Genomic DNA, 21,913 nt, shown 5'->3' on the forward strand with positions numbered 1-21,913 from the left:
AATTCTTGATCAGTTTTTAAGTTCCGGACAAGCCGGCACGCGCCTTGCTGTTTCGCTTAAAGAATATTCCAAGAACTGGAAAAGCCAAATATTTGGCACATACTTAGGCAAAGTTTGCCAGCCGGATACCTACAGAATAGGTCAAGATCCATGAGACTACGCTTTTTTTTATTCCTTCTACTTAGCACCAGCGCGCTTTCTATCAACGCAGGTGAATTAGACCAACTGCGCCAGGCCGTTCACGATGAGGTCAGGCTAAAATTGAGTGAACGTTTCAGCCAGGATGAACTCAACAACGATGTTTTAATTCGAGTAAGCCAGCTCGATCAGCGCCTCAAGCTTTCCGAGTGTGATCAACAACCGGATATACAGCTGCAGATCACCCGTTACAACCAGCACAAGCTCAGCGCCAAGGTCTATTGCCCCAGCGGTAAACGCTGGAGCATTTACGTACCGGTTAACGTCGACTACTACACCGAAGTGGCCGTTGCCAATCGCCCACTTAAGCGCGGTGATCGCCTCAGCCTCGACGATGTCAGCTACGAACGCCGGCGGAGCTCAAGCATCAGCAAGTTTTATATCACAACGGGCACTAAACTTGATCAGTTTGAACTCAAGCGCAGCATAGGTGAAGGCCAGGTACTAAGTGAGCGCGACCTGCAACCGGTCAAGCTTGTCTATCGCGGCGAAATCGTTCGCCTACTCGCGCGCTCGGGCGCCTTGACCGTCAGCTCAGAAGGAGAAGCCATGTCAGATGCCAGCCTTGGCCAACAGATACGCGTGCGCAACTTAAGCTCACAGAGAGTTGTCGACGCTCGCATCGTTGCCCCCGGCGAAGCGCAAGTCGCGGCGAGATAAAAATTAGTTAAAGTATTGTCAAGCCCGGCCGATACCGAGCTTAAGAGGACCTAAAGGTCGGTTTAAGATAGCATTGGAGTCGGTAGTACCGACACTGAGAACAGCAATGGTTATTGATCCCAACAGCATCAACAACAGAACCAGCGGAGCGCGTAACCAACAGAGTGTGCAACGCGCCGACAACAAAACCGAGGCAAAACCCGCCGAAGCAACGGGCGAAACCGCAAGTAGCGACAGCGTCAGTTTAAGCAGCACCGGGCAGTCGATGAGCAAGTTAGAGCTCGCCGTCGCTGAGGTGCCAGAAATCAACGCCTCGCGTGTAGCCGAAATTCGCGATGCGCTGCAAAGCGGCCAGTATAAAATTGATGCCGATGCCATTGCCGCGCGACTGCTAAACGACGGCGTTTAAACTCAACACAGAACGCTTCCGGCACGAATTTCGCAGCTTTTACCCTAGCCCCCCGATAAGGTTTTTTATCGGCAGATAGAATCAAAAAATTGACGGAAGCTGCTATGCCCTTTCCATTTGATAGCCAAACCTTTCAAAAACAGCTCAGTAGCGACAAACTCGTCAGCGAACAGCTGCTGCTTTTGTTGGAGCAAGAGCAACAGGCACTGAGCGACCGAGATGCCGACCAAGTCGATCAGCTACTTGAGAAAAAAGTACCGCTACTTGAACAACTCGAGCAAAGTTCAAAAATACGCCAGCACTGGGCTCAACAAATGGGCAATAGCAGCGACGAACAAGCGTGGAACAAGATCGTTGAACAACTCGGCGGCGAAACAATTTCCAAGCAGTGGCACGAACTCAAATCACTGTTTGCCAAGGTGCAAAAACAAAATGAGATCAACGGCAAATTATTATCTCGCCACCAAAAAACCGTCAGTCGCCTGCTCGATTTGATGCGCGGAAAGACCGCCGCGCCCAATTTATACAACGCTTCGGGCTACTCCTCCGCTCAGGCTCACAGCAACAATATTGGCCAGGCCTAGGCTCTGTTCAAAGCAGGCCCGCCGCGACAATTCGCAAATTGAATTTTATATATGCTTGTGGCAAGGTAGCGCCCGCCGTCCCCATCGATTAACAGGATAAATCCCGGGCCTCCTAAGCCCGTGCTCCAGGTTCGAGCCCTGGTGGGGACGCCATCAGTCACCCCGCCTTATTATCGCCGCCATGAACACGCTTATTCTTGAACAGCACCAGTTTATAAACGATACGCGCTGCGTATTAAACGCGCGCCAACAACAACACATAAAACAGGTGCTGAAATCCCAAATAGGTGAATCATTACAAGTTGCCAAACTCAACGGTTTAATGGGCACCGCGCAGCTTGTCGGCGACGAACACGGTTTGGCCCTCGAGCATATTGAACTTAAGCAAAACCCGCCCAAACAGCTGCCGGTAAGCCTGGTTCTGGCTCTGCCCCGCCCACAGATGCTCAAGCGTATTTTGCAAACCGTGGCCTGTTTTGGCGTAAAAGAGCTGCATTTAATTCAAAGCCGGCGGGTTGAAAAAAGCTTCTGGCAAAGCCCGAGTGCAAGTGATGATGCGATCTACGAGCAGCTAATACTCGGTCTCGAACAAGCCAAAGCCAGCCAGCTACCAAAGGTCAGCAAGCACCGCCGTTTTCGCGAATTTGCCGAAGATCTCTGCCCCGAGCTCTGCCGCAATAAACAGGCTCTGGTCGCTCACCCCGGCCCCTACCCCATGTTTGCGTTCGAGCATTGCGAAGCTGAAAAAGTCATTGCCATTGGCCCCGAAGGCGGCTTTAACGACTTTGAAATTGCGCTGTTTTTAAAAGCCGGTTTTACAGCGAGACAACTTGGACCGCGCATACTCAAAGTTGAAACCGCAGTGACAACACTGCTGGCACGCTGCCTCTAGATCCAATCGACGTCTCGGTGCTCTAGCAAGCCCACAAACTTCTCGGCCGTCACCGGGCGACTGCACAAATAACCCTGGTAGTAACGGCAGTGATATTGGCGAATAAGATCGAGCTGATCCTGAGTTTCCACCCCTTCGGCAACCACTTCTAAGTCGAGCATTTGCCCCATTGCAGATATTGTTTCAACCAGAACCCTGTCATTGCGGTCAACACAAATATCCCGCACAAAACTCTGATCAATTTTTAATATCGCTACCGGTAGTTTTTTCAGATAGCTGATCGACGAATAGCCGGTACCAAAATCATCAAGAGAAAACACAACTCCCAACTCTCTTAAGGTGGCCATGGTATCTATGGTGACATCGAGGTTGTGAATAACAATGCCTTCGGTGATTTCCATCTCCAGCATACGCGCGGGAAAATCAAGCCGTTTTAACAGCTGGGCGACGTCATCCACAAAGCTGACACTGCGAAACTGTCGCGGGCTGATATTAATACCTAGGCGCATATCTGCCGTCCACAGGCCCTTGCGCTGCCATTCGAGAACTTGTTGCATGCCCTGTTCAAGTACCCACATACCGACTTTTACAATAAGCCCGGATGTTTCCAGCACGGGGATAAATTCAGCAGGGCTTACCATGCCCCGCTCTGGGTGATTCCAACGCAGCAACGCTTCAGCGCCGACAATGCGATCGCTGCGCATATCGACGCGCGGCTGGTAGTACAGCTCAAAGCTCTGCTCATCGAGGGCCTTGTGCAATTCGCCCTCCATCACCAGAACATCGCGCGCGTTCTCAGCCATGCGCTTATTGAAAAACTCTACGTCGTTGCGGCCCTGGGCTTTGACCTGGTACATCGCCGTATCGGCATAACGCAGCAGCTCGTGCACACTGACATCGTCTTCGGGGAACATTACGATGCCGACACTCGCCGTGACATGGAGCTCAAGCTCATTGTAATAATACGGCACGGCAACGCTGCCGCGCAGGCGCTCGGCGATATTTTCAGCCCTGAGCACCGCTGTGTTCATATCTGCCGACAATTCAGTTAACACCACCACAAACTCATCGCCACCGAGGCGCACAACAATGTCATCGTCGCTGATACTGTCTTCGAGCTGCGCGGCAACGTGCTTAAGCACAGCGTCGCCAACCGGGTGGCCCAGTGAATCGTTGATGTTTTTAAACTGATCTAAATCGATAAACAGCAGCGCTCCAAACACTCCGCGCCGCGATGCCTTTTTCACTTCCTCTTCAAGGCGCTCAACCAAGTAACTGCGATTTGGCAGATCTGTTAGGGCGTCGTGATAGGCCATGTGCTCCATCAGTTCCTGCGTCACTTTTAGCTCGGTAATATCCGAGCTCACTACCAGCGCCACCGTCTCGTCATAGAAGTCCATCGGCATAATGTGAGTGTGCATATGCCGCTCTTCGCCGGAGGCGTCAAACCACTTCTCCTCCCAGATCTGGGCATTCACGCCCGAATCGATCACCTCGGCATCAAGGCGCACAACCTCATCGGTATCCGTGGCAAAGTGGCGCTTAAAGTCGCTGACGTGGGCGCCGCGCATCGCCTCAGCGGTGGTGCTTAGAAAATTCGCCAAGGCTTTGTTGGCGAAAATATAGTGGCCGTCTCGATTGCGGGCACCGACCCAGACAGGCAGGCTGTCGATGATCTGGCGCACGTGCTCTTCACTCTTGCGCAACACCACCTCAACTGAGCGACGTTTTGCCAGAGCCAGATCCACCGCCTCTAGCAAGGTATTGGTGCTAAGCACCAGCTGTTTTAATTCGTCGTTGCGCCCTGATTTGGGCAAACTCACCCGCTGCTCGCCCGGACTGCCGGGGTTAATCTCCTTTACTTCCGTGGCAATACGGATCAGCGGCTTGGTTAACATGTGGTAAAACACAATAAATAAAGCAAGCACCAGCACTGAGCTGCGCACCAGGCCTATGCCAATAACAACAGCCGAGAGTTGATAAAAGCGGGAAAACGCTGCGTCCATATCCACAACAAAGCTGATATAACCACTGCTGCTATCGTGGCGACTGACGGACAGCGGCGCCTCAAAATTGACAAATTCTTTGCTTATTAGCGATGTTAACCAGCGGGTGCGGGACTCCCTCGCCGCGCGCTCCTGGCTCGCCACCAGGCCACCGAGCTCATCTTTAAGCGCCACCTCGACAATAAACTCATACTGCATCAGGCCGGTGACAACTTCTTCGGCCAGTTCGCTGTCGAGGGTATAGACGGCGCGCTCCGCCGGAGGCGTCGCAACTTTGATAATGCGATTGATCATCGCATCGGTTTGAATGAGCTGACTTTGATAATCGATATAGATTTGTACCGCGCTCATAACGATACCAATCATCAAGGCGAGTATAACTCCAACCTTCGCAAGCCTGAATGAAATGCCCTCAAAGTAGCCCTGCACCTAGCCCTACCCTATTGTTCTTATCTTACGACCCCAATGAAACGACAAGGAGTACCCGTCAGCCAAGTATATGTTGGGAATCAACTGAGAGCGAATCTGCCGCTTCTCACAGGTTAACACTCGGGATCGCATCATGGTGTTGCACGGCTTCCATTTGTGTATGTTGCTTTTTCTCGTAGGCCGACGGCGGCCTGTCGTCGCTTCGGTCGAGCTGTAAATGAACAAAATCAAACAAATCAAGATCTGCCAGCTGTGATGGCGAAACACGTTGAAGCGCCGCAAATATGGTATCGATGCGCCCTGGGTGTTGTTTTTCCCACGACGCCAGCATGTGCTTAATATTTTGGCGCTGCAAGTTTTCTTGTGAGCCGCAGAGATTGCAGGGAATAATCGGAAACTGCTTGTAGTCGGCAAACTCCGCCAAATCCACCTCTTTGCAATAGGCCAACGGCCGAATAAGCACATTGCGTTTGTCATCGGCTAAAAGCTTTGGCGGCATCGCCTTCAAACGGCCGGCGTGAAATAAATTTAGAAACAGCGTTTCAACAATGTCATCGCGGTGATGACCGAGGGCGATTTTTGTCGCACCGATATCTTCGGCAAAACCGTAAAGGGTGCCTCGGCGCAGGCGTGAACACAGGCCACAGGTGGTCTTACCTTCAGGCACAACCGACTTCACCACACTGTATGTGTCTTTCTCAATAATGTGGTACTCGATGCCGAGCTTATCGAGATACTCCGGTAACACATGTTCGGGAAAGCCGGGCTGCTTCTGATCCATATTGACAGCCACCAACTCAAAATCTACCGGTGCAGACTTTTGCAGGCTCATCAAAATATCGAGCATGGCGTAGCTGTCTTTGCCCCCCGATAGGCAAACCATCACCTTGTCACCGGCCTCGATCATGTTGTAATCAAGTATGGCTTTGCCCGCGTTGCGGCGCAGGCGCTTTTGTAGTTTGTTGAACTCTAGGCGGCTTTTGGCATTTGACTGCTTGGACATAACTTAGACAACTTAAGACGGACGACTTTAGCAACACGCCTATGCACATAAACGCATAGTTTTACGGCGCGTAAATAAGTGCGCAAAAGGCCGCTATTGTAGCAAAGACAGGTGCAACAAAGACAGGCATAACAAAACAAGCCACCGCCAGGCCGGTAAACATTTAGCGACAAGCGCACCCCCGACGATCGGCAAAACGGCGATTGTTTGCCGCTATTTGGCACAGCCTTGTGCTCAATTTCCCTCAAGCACTGCCTGTGCCCGCGCTAACAGTGAAAGCTTAAGTTGGCCTTTGCTTTGCTAACTCTAGGTTAAGGGCCTGCCCCGTTGGCCGCGGGCCGCCACCAACTAGCACGAAACCTTAACGATAAAACTGAGATTATGTTGAAAGCTGCACAAATACAATTGCTACTTCAAGCCCTCAACGAACGACGCAACCTTGAGCTGTGGCAGGCCCAGCGCGGCTGTTCGTGCACAGCTTTACTTCTCGGTGCCGACATTCAGGAACACAGCACCGAGCTGCTGCTGAGTACCGCCAATGACTTACGAGCAAACGAGCACTTCAAACTTAGGTTAAAAGGCGAACAGCAGGATCTGATCTGCGAACTAAGCCGTCGACAAGCCGAGCACGGCCTCTATACCTGTACGCTTATCTCGTGTCACTGGAGTGCCAATCGCCGCTGGGAACAACGCTTAAATTTTGCCAACTGGCAGGGCCCTGAGGTGCAACTTGAGCAGGATTTTTCCCCCGCCATCCGCGGCCACCTGCGCGATCTGTCCAGCCGCGGTTTGGCAGTCGATTTTTGGTTAACTCAACTTGAACACGCCCCACTCAAAGCCAGCCGGCACACGCTGACCCTGAACTTTAACGAGCACTTCTGCCTGAGCCTCAATTGCGAGCTGCTCGATTGCAGCCTGCACCGCCGCCCCGGTATGCACCGGCGCCTGCGCTTTTACATTAGCGAAGGCCAAGCGCTGCAAAAGTGTCAGCTGCACGCGCTGTTAGAAAGCGCCACTCAAAAGCGTACGCCAGCGCTTGCGGCTTAAACTTGCAGGCCCGCTGAAACTGCAGCAAACTTCGCGCTTTTTGCAGCGCGAATCAGTGGAGCCTTATGTCAACGCTCAGCGAACAGCAGTTATACGACCTTGACCGCAAACACGTCTGGCACCCCTATGCCGCACTGAACAGCGACGCGCCAATGTTTGCCGTCGACTCCGCACAAGGCGTTCGCCTAAAACTCAAAGACGGCCGAGAATTGATCGATGGCATGAGCTCTTGGTGGAGTACCCTGCACGGCTATAACCACCCCGAGTTAAACAAAGCCTTAGTCGAGCAGAGCCAACGCATGGCTCACGTTATGTTTGGTGGCCTAACTCACGAACCCGCGGTCAAGCTCGCCAAGCAGTTAGTAGACATCAGCCCGGCGCCACTAGAGCATGTATTTTTCAGCGACTCCGGTTCTGTCGCCGTCGAAGTGGCAATGAAAATGGCCATTCAATATTGGGCGAGCCGGGGGCAGCAACGCAGCCGTTTTTTAACCTTTAAACGCGGTTACCACGGCGACACGTTTATGGCCATGTCAGTCTGTGATCCGGTCACCGGCATGCACAGTTTATTTAGCGATGCAATTCAGCAGCAGCTCTTTGCCGAAGCGCCGCGCCTTCGCATTGACGATATCTGGCACGACAGTGAAAGCTCAGAGCTCAAACAACTGCTGCACAAGCACCACCGCGAATTAGCGGGCGTGATTGTTGAGCCCATCGTCCAGGGTACCGGCGGCATGTTTTTTTACCATGCCAACTACCTATCGACACTGCGCGAGCTGTGCGACAACTACGACTTGCCACTAATCTTTGATGAAATTGCCACCGGCCTTGGCCGCACAGGTAAGCTGTTTGCTTGTGAGCACGCAGCGCTAGCACCGGATATTATGTGTTTGGGCAAAACACTCTCCGCCGGTTACATCACCCTCGCGGCAACGCTGTGCTCTAGTAACATTGCGATGCAAATACAAGACGGCCCCGCTTCGGTTTTTATGCACGGCCCAACGTTTATGGCCAACCCACTCGCCTGTGCTGTTGCCGGTCGCAGCATAGAGCTGTTGCACGAAAACAACTGGCAGCAACAAGTACAAAGCATTGAGCTTGCGTTAAAGAAAGGGCTCGCCCCGTGTAAAACGCTCGAGGCGGTTGCCGACGTGCGTGTGCTCGGTGCAATCGGTGTTGTAGAAATGAAAGAAACCGTGGATCTGCGAAGGCTACAACCGATATTTGTTGAACACGGTATCTGGCTGCGGCCCTTTGGCAAACTTGTGTATTGCATGCCGCCATATATAAGCACTGATGACGATTTATCTAAGCTGTGCAATGCACTGTATTTGAGCCTGGAGAAAGTGTACTGCGCGAGCTAGGCCGGAGTCTGTTGATACTAATGTAAACTCAAGTCATAGCGCGCAAATGCGGTGCGCCCGCCATCTCGATATTCCAGGTGAGAACACAACTGCTCTAATAACAGCATACCGCGCCCGTGGCTCTGTTCACCTTCGTTGATGCGCCGACACACAGCTTCAACGTCAAAGCCCCTGCCACTGTCGTTGATGGTGATATGCAACTGGTTCGGATCGGCGCGCACAAACTTAAACGAGACATTAATTCTTTGCTCAGAGAGTTCTTGTAAGCGCTGCTGGCGCAGCTGATAGTATTTTTCAAAGCCGTCGGCGTCGGCTTTAAGCTGAGAATCCAAGCCGAGAATACCGTGCTCGAGCGCGTTGTTGTAAAGCTCACTGACGATGGTAAAAATTTTATCCTGATGGGCTTCCATTCCACTAATCGAACTGACAAAACTCATTAGCTGGTCGACAATATTGGTGCGCTGTAAATCTTTGTCAAACAAGCTCAAATCCAATGACCAGGGAATGGAATCAATCGTGTGATAATCCGCACCGATATCTACCGGCTCGTTGCTGAGCTTGTCTCTGTGCACAAGCGGCCCGGCGTTCAGCAGGGCGATACTGACATCATCATTTTGCTCGTCACTTTCGGAAAAAGCATTTACAGCATCCACAATAGTCTGCAAGCTGCGCTCCTCGCTGGAGCGAACAATTTGTTCCAGGCGCTGCTGGCCAAATTCATTGCCTTCACTGTCAACGGCTTCGGTAATACCGTCAGTGTAGATATACAGTTTGTCTTGGGCCTCTAGCGTATAAATATCCGGGCTATCATCAAACTCCTCATCACTTAAAATACCAAGAGGCATGTGGCGCGACTCAAGATGCAACAGCCGGCCGTCTGCTTTTAACTGCAGAATATCGTTCATGCCGCCGAGCCACAGTGTCATTTGTTCACCGGTGGCGTCGAGCTCAGCAATTGCTGCGCAAAAGAACATATTCTGCGGCAGGAGTATTTTCAAACGATGATTTATTTCTGTTGCAATCTTGCTGACACTGGCCTGGTGTTGCACCTGCTGATAAAACACTTCTCCAACGGGCAGTGAACCGATTGATGCGGCCAAACCGTGGCCGGTAAAATCCCCCAGCAATAAATAGAGCCCCCCCGACGGTGAAGGCGCAGAAAGCACTAAATCACCATTAAACATCGACATCGGAGAGGTATAAACACTGAGATTATCGCAGCTGGTTTGCTGGCGCTTGCTACCGTTTTCAAAAATATGCTCAACGATGCTATGCTCCCTATCCATTAATTTACGGTGGTAGGTGAGCTCCTCATTGCTGTTCTTTACCTGATCATATAAGGCCTTAGAACGCTCGTGCGCCTTGACCTTTGCCACTAAAATATTCTCATTAACCGGCTTTGGAACAAAATCATCTCCCCCGGCATTCAGGCACGCGGTAATATTTTTTTCATCATCGAGCGCAGTGACAAAGAGCACCGGTAAAAAACGATCTTGGCACTGTTCTTTAATTGCCGTTGTCGCTTCAAGGCCATCCATGACCGGCATCATCACATCCATTAATACCAAATCGATGCTGGTATCACTGAGAACCTGTTCCAGCGCAAGCATGCCGTTTTCGGCATAAACCGGCACACAGCCGTGATCTTCGAGCATAAAACCAAGTAGCTCACGATTGTAGGCGTGATCATCCACGACCAATATTTTCATGAAAGTTTGCTCAAAGTATGTCGAATTTCAGATCAAAACGAGAAATTGAAAAGATTTTTCTAATTTGTGCATTGCAGTTACGCAGCATAATCTTCACTGATTGACCGCTGAAGTGATTTTTTGCATTGATCAGCATGCCAAGCGCTGAACTATCCATGTACTTGGTATTGGCAAAATCCATCACGAGCAAGCAGCGCCCCTGGGGCTCAAGACTTTCGTAACATTTTCGAAACTCTTCAACACAGGCAAAATCAAAGCGCTCTCCGAGTTTGAGCGTTACATTATTGCTATCTTGATTTTCAAGCTGCATGGCCTTTCTCCATTAAAATAAATCGACATCACTGCCGCTGACCGATGAAGACTTATTAGAACTATGGTGCGCCGGCAGGGCTTCAAGCTCGTCTATCCTGCTGCGCAACTGCTCAATTAAATCTTCGTGTGAACTACCCTGACTCAGCACCTGCAGTAAACGCTGAAGTTGAGTGCCTATTGCGTGAATTTTTACTGCCAGCTGGGCAACTTGATCCCCCGCTTGCAGCGCGTCCATGGCATCGGTGATTTCCTGGTTAATTTCGCGCCCGACTTCAGCGCCCTCTTCAACGCTTGAAGCGACCTGAGTGTTAACCTGCTCCAGCTCGTTGAGCATCGCATCGAGATGGCCCTTTGCGTCAATGGCAATATTCATATCCAGCGATGCAATTTCACCGACGACCGTTTCAACACTGCTGACGGTGTTTTTTGCCGCTTCGGCTTTGTCCCGTATCTGATCGGACAAGGTATTCGAATCTTGACTCAGCTTGCGAACTTCATCGGCCACCACGGCAAAACCCCGCCCAGACTCCCCCGCTCTTGCGGCCTCAATCGCGGCGTTGAGAGCGAGCAGGTTGGTTTGATCGGCAATGCCCCGGATGTCCTTGATCAGGCCAAACATCTCGTCAAATTGCAGCACCATATCCTGGATTTTATGTACCGCCTGGACACTCTTATCGCTGATATCAACAAACAAGGTGACGTAGTCATCGAGTATTTTGCCAACCTCATCGGCAAAACCCTTCAGTGATACTTCGTCTTTACCCTCTGACGACAAGCGATCGACAATCTGAGTAAGTAGCTCTTTGCCATGACGCGAGGATTCAGACAACAGCTGAAAACTCTTGTGAAGCTGCAAGCTAGAGCGTTCACTTAAATTCTGAATATCCTCACTGAGTTGCCCAAGGTCATTGCACAGCGGAGTGCTCAGCTCACTTACTGAAGCGTCCAAACGCTGTTTTAACAAAAAGCCATCGCTATCTGTTTCACCCGGCTCGTACTGTTCCTCGCTGGCGCTTAGCAAGTACAAACCAACAGCGCTGAACAATAAAAATGCCGGCAGTAGCAGCCACAAGCTTTGAAAGAATAACAAGCAGCACAAAAACAAAGCCGCAGCAGCGACAAAAACAAAGACCCGATTCTGAGTAGAGATCACAGCGCCCTCTGGCTGAGCAGTAATTGACTCTACTAAGCCTAGCCCGAGGTTTGGAAGGCTGCCAAAGGAAAGCAGAACTGGGCTCCATCACCACTTGTAACACCACTTGTAACACCACTTACAACAACGCGTGCAACAAAGGAGCCCAGGTAGCTAGAAACGAAGAAAAGGAGGCCCTGACTATGGGCCAACGAGCTGCGCCGAATCGCATCTAAAGGCGCAGCTCGGCTAGACAGCTTTAGAGTGGGCGAATACCTACGGCTGCCTTGACTTGGGCAAGCAGAGGACGGCTCAGAGCTCGCGCTTTTTCCGCGCCTTGCTGCAAAACCGCTTCAATGTCTGAGCTGTTGGCCATCAACTGCTCGTATTTTTCACGCGGCTCGGCGAGCTCTTCATTAATCAAATCCGCAAGTTGTTTCTTAGCTTCACCCCAGGCGATGCCATCGGCAAAGGCCTGGCGCATCTGCTCACACTGCTCATCCGTTGCAAAGGCCTGCCACAGCTGAAATACGGTAGAGCCATCCGGGTCTTTTGGCTCGCCGGGCTCGAGCAAGTTGGTTTTGATCTTATTGATGTGTTTGCGCAGTTTTTTCTCGGGCAAAAACAAAGGAATCGTATTGTTGTAGCTTTTGCTCATTTTGCGGCCATCAAGACCCTGAAGTACCGCAACGTTGTCGTCGACACGAGCTTGCGGCTGCACAAATACCTCGCCAAAGTGGTGATTAAAACGCCCAGCAATATCGCGTGCCATTTCAACGTGCTGGATCTGATCCTTACCGACCGGAACATCGCTGGCGTTAAACATTAAAATATCGGCCGCCATAAGAACTGGGTAACTAAATAAGCCCATGGTCACAGCGCTATCGGCATCGAGCCCATCGGCAACATTCTGATCGACCGCGGCCTTGTAGGCGTGCGCGCGATTCATAAGGCCCTTGGCGGTCATGCAGCTTAGCACCCAGTTCAGCTCAGAGATCTCAGGCACATCGCTCTGGCGATAAAATACCGCTTTGTCCGTATCCAGCCCTAACGCCAGCCACGTTGCCGCAATCTCTTTGGTACTTTGTTGAATTTTCTCGGGGTCCTGGCATTTAATCAACGCGTGTAAATCTGCAAGGAAAAAGAAAGCCTGCGAGTCATCGCTGACACTGCGGATCGCAGGGCGAATCGCGCCGACATAGTTACCCAGATGCGGCGTACCGGTCGTAGTAATACCTGTGAGAATACGAGATTTGGTCATGCGAGCTCTCTTGTTATGTTACAGATTATCGGCGGCGAGCTTAGTTAGCCGCGCTAAAACAAAAGCTCTGCATCATACTCGCTGCGCTCGGGAATGAAAATCCAAAGCCGCTTTAAAAGCGCGCTGATAAGCCGGGCGCAAGGCCTGCCATGACAAGCTGTCAACATCATTGGCCGGCCAGCTGCAATCACCGGCGATATAGTTCTGCAGTAGCTTGGCTGCGTGCTGAGCTTCGCGCTCAAGCTCATCAGATGTATCGTAACAGTAAGCGTGAGCGATATATTCCGGGTAAGCCAACCGCTTTGGCACCAGCGGCACGCAGCCACAGGCCATCGCTTCAAGCACGGCAAGCCCCTGAAAGTCGTGCAGGGCTGTCGACACCACAACATCGCAGCGGCGCAGCAAATCCAAATAGTCGCTGCGTGCCTCAAGCGGCCCCCAAGAACCCAGCCAACCTCGCTCATTGAGTAAACTGTGCAGCTGCGCCATACAGCTCGGCTGCTTGCGAAAACGCTGACCCACGATGTGCCAGCTCAAGTTCAAACTTGGATCGAGTTGTTTGACCAGACAAAGCAGGCGCTCCGGGCCCTTGTCATATTCCCAGCGATGATTCCAGACCAAATCAACACGCGGCCCTTGAAGGCGTCGGTCGCGTAAGTTGCTGTGCGCAAATATATCGTCAGCAAGGCCAACGGCCAACACCGCACTGCGCTTTTCTAAGCTGGCGAGTGTATTCGCAGGCACAGCATCCGGTAAACGCTGAAGCAGCGCTTGCAGGCCATCAAAAAAAGTCCTGCGATTAAAAGCACTGTTAAAGACAACATAATCTGCCGCGAGCGCCGAATAAAAATTAATCAGCTGCGCTTCAAGCAGGGAGTGTTTTGACGCACTATCGGGGTAAGCAAACTGATTTTCGTGAAAGAAAACTAAAGTGGGGCACGGCGCCAGCGCTGGGTACAAACCCTTCAGGCCGGCGACATCAACCATCGAGGTGGCGATAAGCAAGTCGTAATCTTTTTGTAATCGGCGCAGTTGATCTGCAAAATACAGGGCATTACCGCGAATACGCCAGGCAAAGTGACGCGCCGGCAGCGTCAGTACCGTGCACTCAAACTCGGTAAAAGCCTGGCAGAGCCCCTCTCGCCAACTGCGATGACTGGCGGCGTCATACGCTGAAAGTAGCAGTACACGCACAATCTGTTTTTAAGCGGCAGCTTCGGAAGACTCTTCGAGAATATAGGCTTCGAAGCCTGCTTGACAGAGCAAATGCGCCGCGATTTTAGAGCGGCTTCCGGCGTCGCCGACCACCACATAGACCTTGGTTTTAGCGAGGTCCATCATTGAGCTTCGCAATCTCGACAGCGGCAAATTAATACTCTCTTTATGGTGAGCAACACGATATTCCAGAGGCATTTTCACATCGATAAGCTTGTAGGCGCGATCGAGCTGCTCCAGCGCTTCCTGGCTAACGTACTGCAGTACCGGCTCACTCAACAGCGCCTGAAAGTCTTCGGCATTCAGGCGCTTAAGCTGCCCGGGCTCAGTCATCGTCACCGTTGCATTTCTAAGTGTCGAGCCCAGTAGAGCCTCTTCTCCAAAGTGCTGACCGGGCCCGAGCTCAACATTAACACTGTCGCTGTGATTGCTGACCCGAGCCTTGCCGTTGGCAATCACGTAAAAGTAGTCGCCCTTCTCCCCTTCTTTAACCACAACCTGAGCCGGCTCGGCCTCAACATCTTCAAACTTGGCAAATAGATCCTGCACGTGGGTAAGCGGAACACGCGAAAACAAAGGCGACTTTAACAGCGCCGACATCCAGTCACCGGCTTCTTCCTCGTGCACCTCTTCAACTTCAATCACGTCAAACGAGCCCGTTTGAGTCGGATCAAAATCCTGGTGGCGAGCACTCATCTCGGCCTCAAACGCCGATTCAGCAGATTCTGACCAAGCGGTGATTCGGTCGAGCGCTTCGGCATCAATAGAAAAAATGCTCGCCGTTGGGCCTTTGACAACACAGGAACAGCGCGTAGGATTCTCGGGATTCAACATTGTGCGCGACTGCACCGTAGAAGACTTGATCGCCGTCGCCTGGTACTGGCTATCGATAAGATCGACGTGACCGTCCAATAAGAAGTAGCGTGCAGCAACAGCGCGGCCGCGCTTAAAAATCATCTGACCCTTTTCAAGCTGCTCGAGCTTAATGTGCTCAAGTGCCTCAACGAGATACTCGTCTTGTAAACCATCAAAAGGGGTAAATTGCTTAAGGAGATCTTTTTCCATTGCTGCCAGTCGGTCGCTATGATTATTTGCCGACTATTATTGCCGAAATTTGACCAGCAAGCAGCGCTAATTGTCACATTTACATATTTTTTTGTACTGAAATGACAACTTTAATAGCTCATCTGCCACAAACCCGGTCTAGCACCCGGTAGGCAATGTCGGGGCTAAAACCGCGGGCATGAAGAAAACGCAAACGCTTAGCTTTGTCTTTGGCTTCGGTCGGTGCATCGAGCTTGAATTTTCGAACATACACTTCAAACGCCTGTTCAAACCACTGATCAGCATAGTGTTCAATTAACTCACTTATGCGTGTTTCAGCTATGCCTTTTTGACGAAGATCCTGACGAATACGCAAGGGCCCTTTACCTTGCTCAACGCGATAGCGCACAAAAGCCTCACTGAAACGCTCATCGCTTTGCAAACCTTGCTCAGCTAAGCTGTCGAGCAGCGCTTCGACCTGGCGCAGGTCGTCACATTTTTGCCCCAGCTTTTGCGTTAATTCGGCTCGGCTGTATTCACGCCGAGCCAACAGCGCCAGAGCCTGATTCAAAAGCTGCTGACGCAGTTGGTCGGCCGCCACAGAAACTATGCCTCGCCAGCGACTTCGCTGTCTTGCTCGGCTGCAGGTGCTTCCACACCGAGCAGCTCGGCTTTAATTTTTTGCTCAAGCAACTCGGCAATCTCCGGGTGCTCACGCAAATAATTCATGGAATTGGCTTTGCCCTGGCCAATCTTATCGCCTTGGTAGCTGTACCAAGCACCGGCTTTTTCTATGTAGCCAAGTTTGACACCGTAATCGATAATTTCGCCAAGCCGGTTAATGCCTTTGCCGTAGAGAATCTGAAATTCAGTTTGCTTAAACGGCGGTGCAACCTTGTTTTTAACAACCTTCACGCGCGTCTCAGAGCCCGTTACTTCGTCACCCTCTTTAACAGCGCCAATACGGCGAATATCGAGGCGCACAGAAGAATAAAACTTCAGTGCATTACCGCCTGTTGTGGTTTCAGGGTTGCCAAACATCACGCCAATCTTCATGCGAATCTGGTTAATAAAGATCGCAAGACAGTTGGCATTTTTGATATTGCCGGTGATTTTTCGCAAGGCCTGGCTCATCAAGCGCGCCTGCAAACCGACGTGATGGTCACCCATCTCACCTTCAATTTCAGCTTTTGGCGTCAGCGCCGCGACCGAGTCGACAACCAATACATCAACCGCGCCCGAACGCACCAACATATCGGCAACTTCCAAAGCCTGCTCACCGGTATCGGGCTGAGAAATAATCAAATCATCAACGTTAACGCCAAGCTTTTCGGCATAGATGGGATCGAGCGCGTGTTCGGCATCAACAAACGCACAGGTACCACCGGCCTTCTGCGCTTCGGCAATCACCTGCAGCGTAAGCGTAGTTTTACCCGAAGATTCAGGGCCGTAGATCTCAACAATACGGCCTTTAGGCAAACCACCGATGCCCAGTGCAACATCGAGCCCCAGAGAACCGGTTGAAATACTTGGAATTGCGACATTTTCCCTGTCACCGAGACGCATGACTGTGCCTTTGCCAAACTGTCTGTCAATCTGGGCTAAAGCCGCAGCCAACGCTTTCTCTTTGTTGCTATCCATTGGGTCACCTCTAAATTTCGGAAATCAAATATCGGAAGCCGATTTCAACTTATAGGCCAAGCCTAAATGATAAATACTGTATATGCAACCATATACTAGGTTTTTATACAGTAGTTGATGAAATAAAAGCGAGCACCGCGCGCAGGCCAAACTCAGTCGCCTGGCGGCGGACCTCGGCGCGATCGCCGTCAAACAGACAGCGCTGCACTTTAGGCTGTTTCAAGCTGCCCCAGGCAAAGCAAACCGTGCCAACGGGCTTTTGCTCAGAGCCACCACCCGGGCCGGCAATACCGCTTACAGCAAGGCCAATATCGGCTCCACTGCGCATTAAAGCCCCGCGCAACATTGCCTCAACAACGGCTTCGCTAACGGCTCCGTGGCGCTCAAATAACCCTGTATCAACACCCAATAAATCGTGTTTCGCCTGGTTACTGTATGTGACAAAGCCCTGTTCAAACCAAGCGGAGCTGCCCGGCACATCGGTAACAGCCGCGGCAATCAGGCCGCCGGTGCACGATTCGGCACAGGTGAATTGCCTATGGCCGCGCTGCAAACACTGGCCGAGCTCTAAACTTAGATTGTATATATCGCTGTTCATGGGCCGCACCTTAGTCGATTCAGCTTTAGCTGAAAACCCTGGCACTACTGCTCAGCCCCTTTGCTGATCTACAATAGCCCTGAAACTTCCACGGACAGACACCATGAAAGGCTTGATTATTAAAGTCGCGATGATGCTATTTATAGTTATCGGCATATCCAATTACCTGATCTATATAAAAACAGGAAAGAGCCCCTTTGCCGACCTTGGCAGCGGCTTAAGCTTTGCTGATCTCAAAGTCAAAGCCCCTTCCCTGCCTGCAGGCAAACAAAAAGCCTATAAATGGGTCGATGAACACGGCGTTACCCACTACAGCAGTGAAGCACCACCAGAACAGATGCAAGCGCAAGTGCTGGAAGTCGATCCCCAACAAAATATTATTCAGGGCATCGAAATCAAAGCGGAACAGGCAGCCGAGCCCAATCAATCCGAGCAGCAGCCGGTTGTCCTGCCCGCCAACCCATATAACCCCGAAACCGTTCGCCAGCTGATCGATGATGCCAAAGCAGTGCAACAAACCCTTAATCAGCGCTATGAAGATTTAGATAAAGTTCAGTAAACGTGGCGGCTTGCGTCGCCCGGCATAACAAAAAGCAAGCCAGCAGGTAAAACAAGGGCCCTGCCGGGCCCCTTTATCTTAAGCCTATACTGCCGCGTTGCGCAGCAAGCAAACGCTTAATCAACCGTTACCAGCACGGTATCCACATAAGCACCATCTTTTGTGCGCACGGTAATGGTTGCGCTACCTGCACGATTTGCTGTTAACAAGCCGCTGGGGTTCGGCGTCACTACCTGCCAGTTGGTGCTGTTAAACGTGACGCCCTGTTGTGATGCGCACGCAGGGAAAACCTGGTAATCGAGTGGCCGCTGCTCACCAACTGACATCGCGAATGTCTCGGCAACAATATCAACACCACTAACACTTACCCATGACGTATCACAGGGTTCCGGCGTTGGTTCCGGTGTTGGTTCCGGTGTTGGCTCCGGTGCAATTGATAGCAAATTAATCACAAAGTTATCGCCAAAATAGTCACCACCCTCGTTGCCCCACATCCAGATGCGGTAGTTGTCGTTTGCATTGGCGCTGGTGCGAAAACGGAACTGATACAACTCATACGTGCTCGAGTGAATCTGGGCGTTCACAATAAATGCTCCTGTGCTTACATTGCTCGCACCTATGTAAAAGGCCTCACCAATAACGCCCACTCGCGCGCGAATACTGACTTCATAGTCGCGATTTGGCTCAAGTTGCAATACTTGGTTAATGCCACCATTACCAGCGATATAAGCGGCGTTTGCACCGGCGTAAACAAAATTGTTCCCCCGCTCAGCAGCGGCCGAAGTATTACCAAAGGTCGTCCAGCCATCTAAACCCTGCTCAAAATCACTGTTTGCCATCAGCGAGCTAAGGCCCGGTTGCGCCGTGGTTTCAGGACTTGGCAACGGCGCAGGGGTCGGCTGCGCCGTTGCACTCGGCACAGGCGTCGGTTGCGCGCTCACTTGCGGCGTTGGCGCGGCGCTTGGCACTGGTGACGCGCTGGGTAAAACGTCAGGGCTAGGCGAAAAAACTGGGCTTGGGCTTGGGCTTGGGCTTGGGCTTGGGCTTGGGCTTGGGCTTGGGCTTGGGCTTGGGCTTGGCAGTAACGCCAACTCATCTGCACTGGGCAGTAACAGGTAATCAATATTCAGCGCGTTGTTGCGCTGCGAACGCAGGGCACTTGCCGGAACAGCCTCGGCCAACCAAGCGGCGGGGATATTGCCGTAGATATACGGGTCGCTCTGCAGAGGTTGGCGGCGGTGATCCTCCGGTGCGTTAACTCCTGCGCGAAATGCCAGCGCGTCGAGGTCTAGACCTCCGCGTCCCTCTTGCGTGTGACAGCTCAAACAAAACGTATTGGCGCGAGATTCAGGCCGGGGACGGTCGCGGTACAGCGGGCCTTCGGGGAAGTTAATCGCCTCGCGTAAGCTAATTAAGTTCGCGGGGATATTTTGTAAATGCGCCGCATAGTCATAACTGTAATCGTGGTAACACGCATACGCGGCGTAACTTGCCTGGCCACTACTTGCCAGGCGGTTGCTGATTTGAGAGTGAGAGACTTGCGGGTAAGTGTTGGCGAGCTCGCGCCAATAGCCCTGCTCTACATCGCGCAGCGCAACTAAGCTGCCTTTTGCGTGGTTGCAAGCGAGCTCGGGATTCACAAGCTCGGCAAAAACCTTGAAATCGTCAATCCAGCCGCGAAACGATCGGTTGCCACCGCCGTTGTCACCGAGGCTCAAGCTACCCGGGCTCAAGACAAACAGCGGCTGATCACTGAGCCAGGAGTCGGCTTTAAAGCCGTTAATATAGGTCTCAATATAGCGGTTGCCCTGGCTAAGCTGAAACGCGAGATGCATCCAACCGCCATCGGGAATCGCGACCAGGGTATCTACCTCGTGCAGTGTTTCGCCCGAAGCATCAACAAACACAATTCGATTGTTATCGCGCAGTCGAATTTGCGATGCATCCGGAAAACTCAGCAAATCCCGCTCGGCGCTGTTGTCGCGGCTGTCGATAAAAATGCTGTAGTACCACGGGCTTTGCAGTACATCTTGCGACTGCTCATCAATCGTGTAGTGAAGGCCTATGCCGTTGCCATCAAGCCAGTAACCTTTGCCGGTCACACCGCCGTTGGCGACAATCTCAGCCCGACCATCACCGCTCATCTCAGCAAACAGCGGCTTGTTCCAGTGCGGGGACGTCGCCGAATTTTGCAGCGCACCGCTAAGCACTGCCTTGACGTTGTACTGGGTATTAAAGCGAAGCTGCTGCACCATATGAGAGACAATAAAACCATGGACATTTAAATAATCGTCAAACACAACTTCGTCACTCGAGCGGCCGCTACTCATCAACCAGCTCACATCAGCTGGGCTGACCGGGCGCATGGATTCAAGCATATTAAAGCGGTGCTCGTTCGAATCAAAAAAACTGCTGTTGGGCACATTGCCATTGGGCATCGTGTGAATATCCCGGCTGCGCGTATCGCCAACACGCTTGTAACCGCTGTCCCCCGCTTCGGGCTCGTACAATAAAACATCGCGGTGCGCGTTGTGCTGCACATTCTCCATATGGTCCATATGGTTGATCATATTGTCGAGCAAGACCATTTTCCCTCGAGTCCAAAGCCCCATCAGCGTGCGCCCGTTCAGCGGTGAATTCTCCGCACTGTCATTACAACCACCGTAGAGCGCAAGAATATCGTCCGGGCAACGCGTGCTATAACCCGACCCAGCCAAACGGCCGCCAATCGAGGTAAAACTGATATTGGCGCCGGCTTTATCTATCCACGGATAAGTGCCAAAACCAAAACCGTCGGGCAACACCAAACGTTCGCCGCGGTGATCAACGGTTTCAAACTCGTGCATGGCAAAACCGTAACGCTGGTTAATCGTCGCATCGTAAGGCGCGTGGCCAATCGGATATCGGTCGGTAAACTGGTCGACGTCACAGGCGGCAAAATCATCTGGGTTGTCGTTTACGTAATAGACAATATCGGATTCAACGCTGCGCTGGCTGCCATCGGGATGGCGCCACGAAAAGCGCGCATTGTCACTGCGCGATACCAACAAGTGACCGTCGCCGGTAATGCTCGGCTCAAAAAACGAAGCGCTGCCAAAACTCACGGGGCCAACCTGAGTCTCACCTACACGAATCTCGGCAATATTTGCATCGATGGTTTTCGGGCTCTCAACCCGTAGATGCACATCAGTACCACCTAAGTGGCCGTTTTCCTGCATTGAAATGACCACCAGGTCATAACAATCATCAGCGCCGTCAAGCCCGCAGCTATAGGGGTTGGCATTCGCTTGCTGCGTTGATGCCTGAGGATCGTGGGCCAGAGCCGCCGCGGGGTCGCAAATACTTACGTGAGCCTGGGTACCGCGCATAGGAATATCGCTATCAGGGCGCATTTCATCGAGGTACTCGCTGTGATTCATAATTGCCATGCCCGCTTCGGACTCAACAAATGGCACTTGAATATTTTCAGGCTTTAACAGGCGAAAGTAGATGCCCTGGTAAGGGCGATGAGTAAGGCCTATGCGGCCATCTTTGCTCGTCGTCAATGGCGGTACATAGGGGTTTAACCAGCGCCTGTCCGTACCGCCGGGTACGTGCCCCTCAGCCATATGGATGTCGCGGTCGATAACCGGTCGTTCGGGTGCAGCTGCGCCAGCTGTCGGCAACAAGGCCGCCAGCGTCAGCAAAGTGATGCGTGTTTTCATCGGGTTTACGTCCAAAATTATTTTTATGATCTAGAACGTCGAAGCATCGTGGCTCATCCCTGGAACTGCAGCTGAAACGAATACTCTAGCAAAGGCTCACTCGCACTCCGTGCGCGTCGTGACTCTTAAAAATAGCAATAAAACAA

At 51.9% G+C, this 21,913-nt stretch carries 19 protein-coding genes and 1 tRNA gene; 8 read left to right on the forward strand and 12 right to left on the reverse strand.

All coding sequences use genetic code 11. The features are described from left to right. The first annotated feature begins 150 nt into the window (after positions 1 to 150). From flgA to CFK45_RS01365, 5 genes are all read left to right on the forward strand, one after another. Positions 151 to 858, forward strand: coding sequence for a flagellar basal body P-ring formation chaperone FlgA (gene flgA / locus CFK45_RS01345; RefSeq protein ID WP_096084597.1), 708 nt, complete (start codon positions 151 to 153; stop codon positions 856 to 858). A gap of 106 nt (positions 859 to 964) precedes the next feature. After that, on the forward strand, positions 965 to 1,267 hold the full coding sequence (gene flgM, locus CFK45_RS01350) for a flagellar biosynthesis anti-sigma factor FlgM (protein ID WP_096084598.1): 303 nt from the start codon (positions 965 to 967) through the stop codon (positions 1,265 to 1,267). A gap of 104 nt (positions 1,268 to 1,371) precedes the next feature. Beyond that, positions 1,372 to 1,851 carry a flagella synthesis protein FlgN gene (locus tag CFK45_RS01355; RefSeq protein ID WP_096084599.1) on the forward strand — a complete coding sequence of 160 codons (480 nt, stop codon included), beginning with the start codon at positions 1,372 to 1,374 and terminating at the stop codon, positions 1,849 to 1,851. Between the two features lie 77 nt (positions 1,852 to 1,928). Next, positions 1,929 to 2,004, forward strand: a tRNA-Arg gene (locus CFK45_RS01360). 28 nt (positions 2,005 to 2,032) lie between these two features. Further along, entirely contained in the window at positions 2,033 to 2,743 is a 711-nt protein-coding gene (locus CFK45_RS01365; protein WP_096084600.1) for a 16S rRNA (uracil(1498)-N(3))-methyltransferase, read from the forward strand. Here CFK45_RS01365 and CFK45_RS01370 read toward each other — a convergent pair. Next, positions 2,740 to 5,178 carry a putative bifunctional diguanylate cyclase/phosphodiesterase gene (locus CFK45_RS01370; protein WP_096084601.1) on the reverse strand — a complete coding sequence of 813 codons (2,439 nt, stop codon included), beginning with the start codon at positions 5,176 to 5,178 and terminating at the stop codon, positions 2,740 to 2,742. The genes CFK45_RS01365 and CFK45_RS01370 overlap by 4 nt on opposite strands. A 106-nt stretch (positions 5,179 to 5,284) precedes the next feature. After that, entirely contained in the window at positions 5,285 to 6,181 is an 897-nt protein-coding gene (gene ttcA / locus CFK45_RS01375) for a tRNA 2-thiocytidine(32) synthetase TtcA (RefSeq protein ID WP_096084602.1), read from the reverse strand. Between the two features lie 381 nt (positions 6,182 to 6,562). On the opposite strand from ttcA, the gene CFK45_RS01380 reads away from it, so the two are divergent. Then, entirely contained in the window at positions 6,563 to 7,228 is a 666-nt protein-coding gene (locus CFK45_RS01380; RefSeq protein WP_143247445.1) for a hypothetical protein, read from the forward strand. A gap of 65 nt (positions 7,229 to 7,293) precedes the next feature. Then, a complete protein-coding gene (gene bioA / locus CFK45_RS01385; RefSeq protein ID WP_096084604.1) occupies positions 7,294 to 8,592 on the forward strand; it encodes an adenosylmethionine--8-amino-7-oxononanoate transaminase in 1,299 nt (432 codons plus the stop codon). Positions 8,593 to 8,609: 17 nt separating this feature from the next. Here the strand turns inward: bioA and CFK45_RS01390 are convergent, their stop codons facing one another. From CFK45_RS01390 to CFK45_RS01430, 9 genes are all read right to left on the reverse strand, one after another. Then, positions 8,610 to 10,301, reverse strand: coding sequence for an ATP-binding SpoIIE family protein phosphatase (locus CFK45_RS01390; RefSeq protein ID WP_096084605.1), 1,692 nt, complete (start codon positions 10,299 to 10,301; stop codon positions 8,610 to 8,612). 10 nt (positions 10,302 to 10,311) lie between these two features. Continuing rightward, positions 10,312 to 10,611 (reverse strand): STAS domain-containing protein, encoded by a 300-nt coding sequence (locus CFK45_RS01395; RefSeq protein WP_096084606.1) that lies wholly within the window; start codon positions 10,609 to 10,611, stop codon positions 10,312 to 10,314. Positions 10,612 to 10,623: 12 nt separating this feature from the next. Continuing rightward, positions 10,624 to 11,766, reverse strand: a complete 1,143-nt coding sequence (locus CFK45_RS18780) for a methyl-accepting chemotaxis protein (RefSeq protein ID WP_275655666.1) — start codon at positions 11,764 to 11,766, stop codon at positions 10,624 to 10,626. Positions 11,767 to 12,004: 238 nt separating this feature from the next. After that, a complete protein-coding gene (locus CFK45_RS01405; RefSeq protein WP_096084607.1) occupies positions 12,005 to 13,006 on the reverse strand; it encodes a tryptophan--tRNA ligase in 1,002 nt (333 codons plus the stop codon). 72 nt (positions 13,007 to 13,078) lie between these two features. Further along, on the reverse strand, positions 13,079 to 14,200 hold the full coding sequence (locus CFK45_RS01410; RefSeq protein ID WP_096084608.1) for a tRNA-queuosine alpha-mannosyltransferase domain-containing protein: 1,122 nt from the start codon (positions 14,198 to 14,200) through the stop codon (positions 13,079 to 13,081). Positions 14,201 to 14,209: 9 nt separating this feature from the next. After that, entirely contained in the window at positions 14,210 to 15,286 is a 1,077-nt protein-coding gene (locus CFK45_RS01415; protein ID WP_096084609.1) for a cyclic nucleotide-binding domain-containing protein, read from the reverse strand. 118 nt (positions 15,287 to 15,404) lie between these two features. Then, positions 15,405 to 15,866 carry a regulatory protein RecX gene (locus CFK45_RS01420; RefSeq protein WP_158224568.1) on the reverse strand — a complete coding sequence of 154 codons (462 nt, stop codon included), beginning with the start codon at positions 15,864 to 15,866 and terminating at the stop codon, positions 15,405 to 15,407. A 5-nt stretch (positions 15,867 to 15,871) separates the two neighbouring features. Beyond that, on the reverse strand, positions 15,872 to 16,906 hold the full coding sequence (gene recA / locus CFK45_RS01425) for a recombinase RecA (protein WP_096084611.1): 1,035 nt from the start codon (positions 16,904 to 16,906) through the stop codon (positions 15,872 to 15,874). A 103-nt stretch (positions 16,907 to 17,009) separates the two neighbouring features. Continuing rightward, positions 17,010 to 17,504: a CinA family protein gene (locus CFK45_RS01430; protein ID WP_096084612.1), complete on the reverse strand. Its 495-nt coding sequence runs from the start codon at positions 17,502 to 17,504 to the stop codon at positions 17,010 to 17,012. 103 nt (positions 17,505 to 17,607) lie between these two features. On the opposite strand from CFK45_RS01430, the gene CFK45_RS01435 reads away from it, so the two are divergent. Next, a complete protein-coding gene (locus CFK45_RS01435) occupies positions 17,608 to 18,063 on the forward strand; it encodes a DUF4124 domain-containing protein (protein ID WP_096084613.1) in 456 nt (151 codons plus the stop codon). A 116-nt stretch (positions 18,064 to 18,179) separates the two neighbouring features. Here the strand turns inward: CFK45_RS01435 and CFK45_RS01440 are convergent, their stop codons facing one another. Then, positions 18,180 to 21,767 carry a LamG-like jellyroll fold domain-containing protein gene (locus tag CFK45_RS01440; protein ID WP_096084614.1) on the reverse strand — a complete coding sequence of 1,196 codons (3,588 nt, stop codon included), beginning with the start codon at positions 21,765 to 21,767 and terminating at the stop codon, positions 18,180 to 18,182. Positions 21,768 to 21,913: the final 146 nt, after the last annotated feature.

Origin of the sequence: Agaribacterium haliotis (assembly GCF_002312815.1) — a bacterium.
Lineage (GTDB): Bacteria > Pseudomonadota > Gammaproteobacteria > Pseudomonadales > Cellvibrionaceae > Agaribacterium > Agaribacterium haliotis.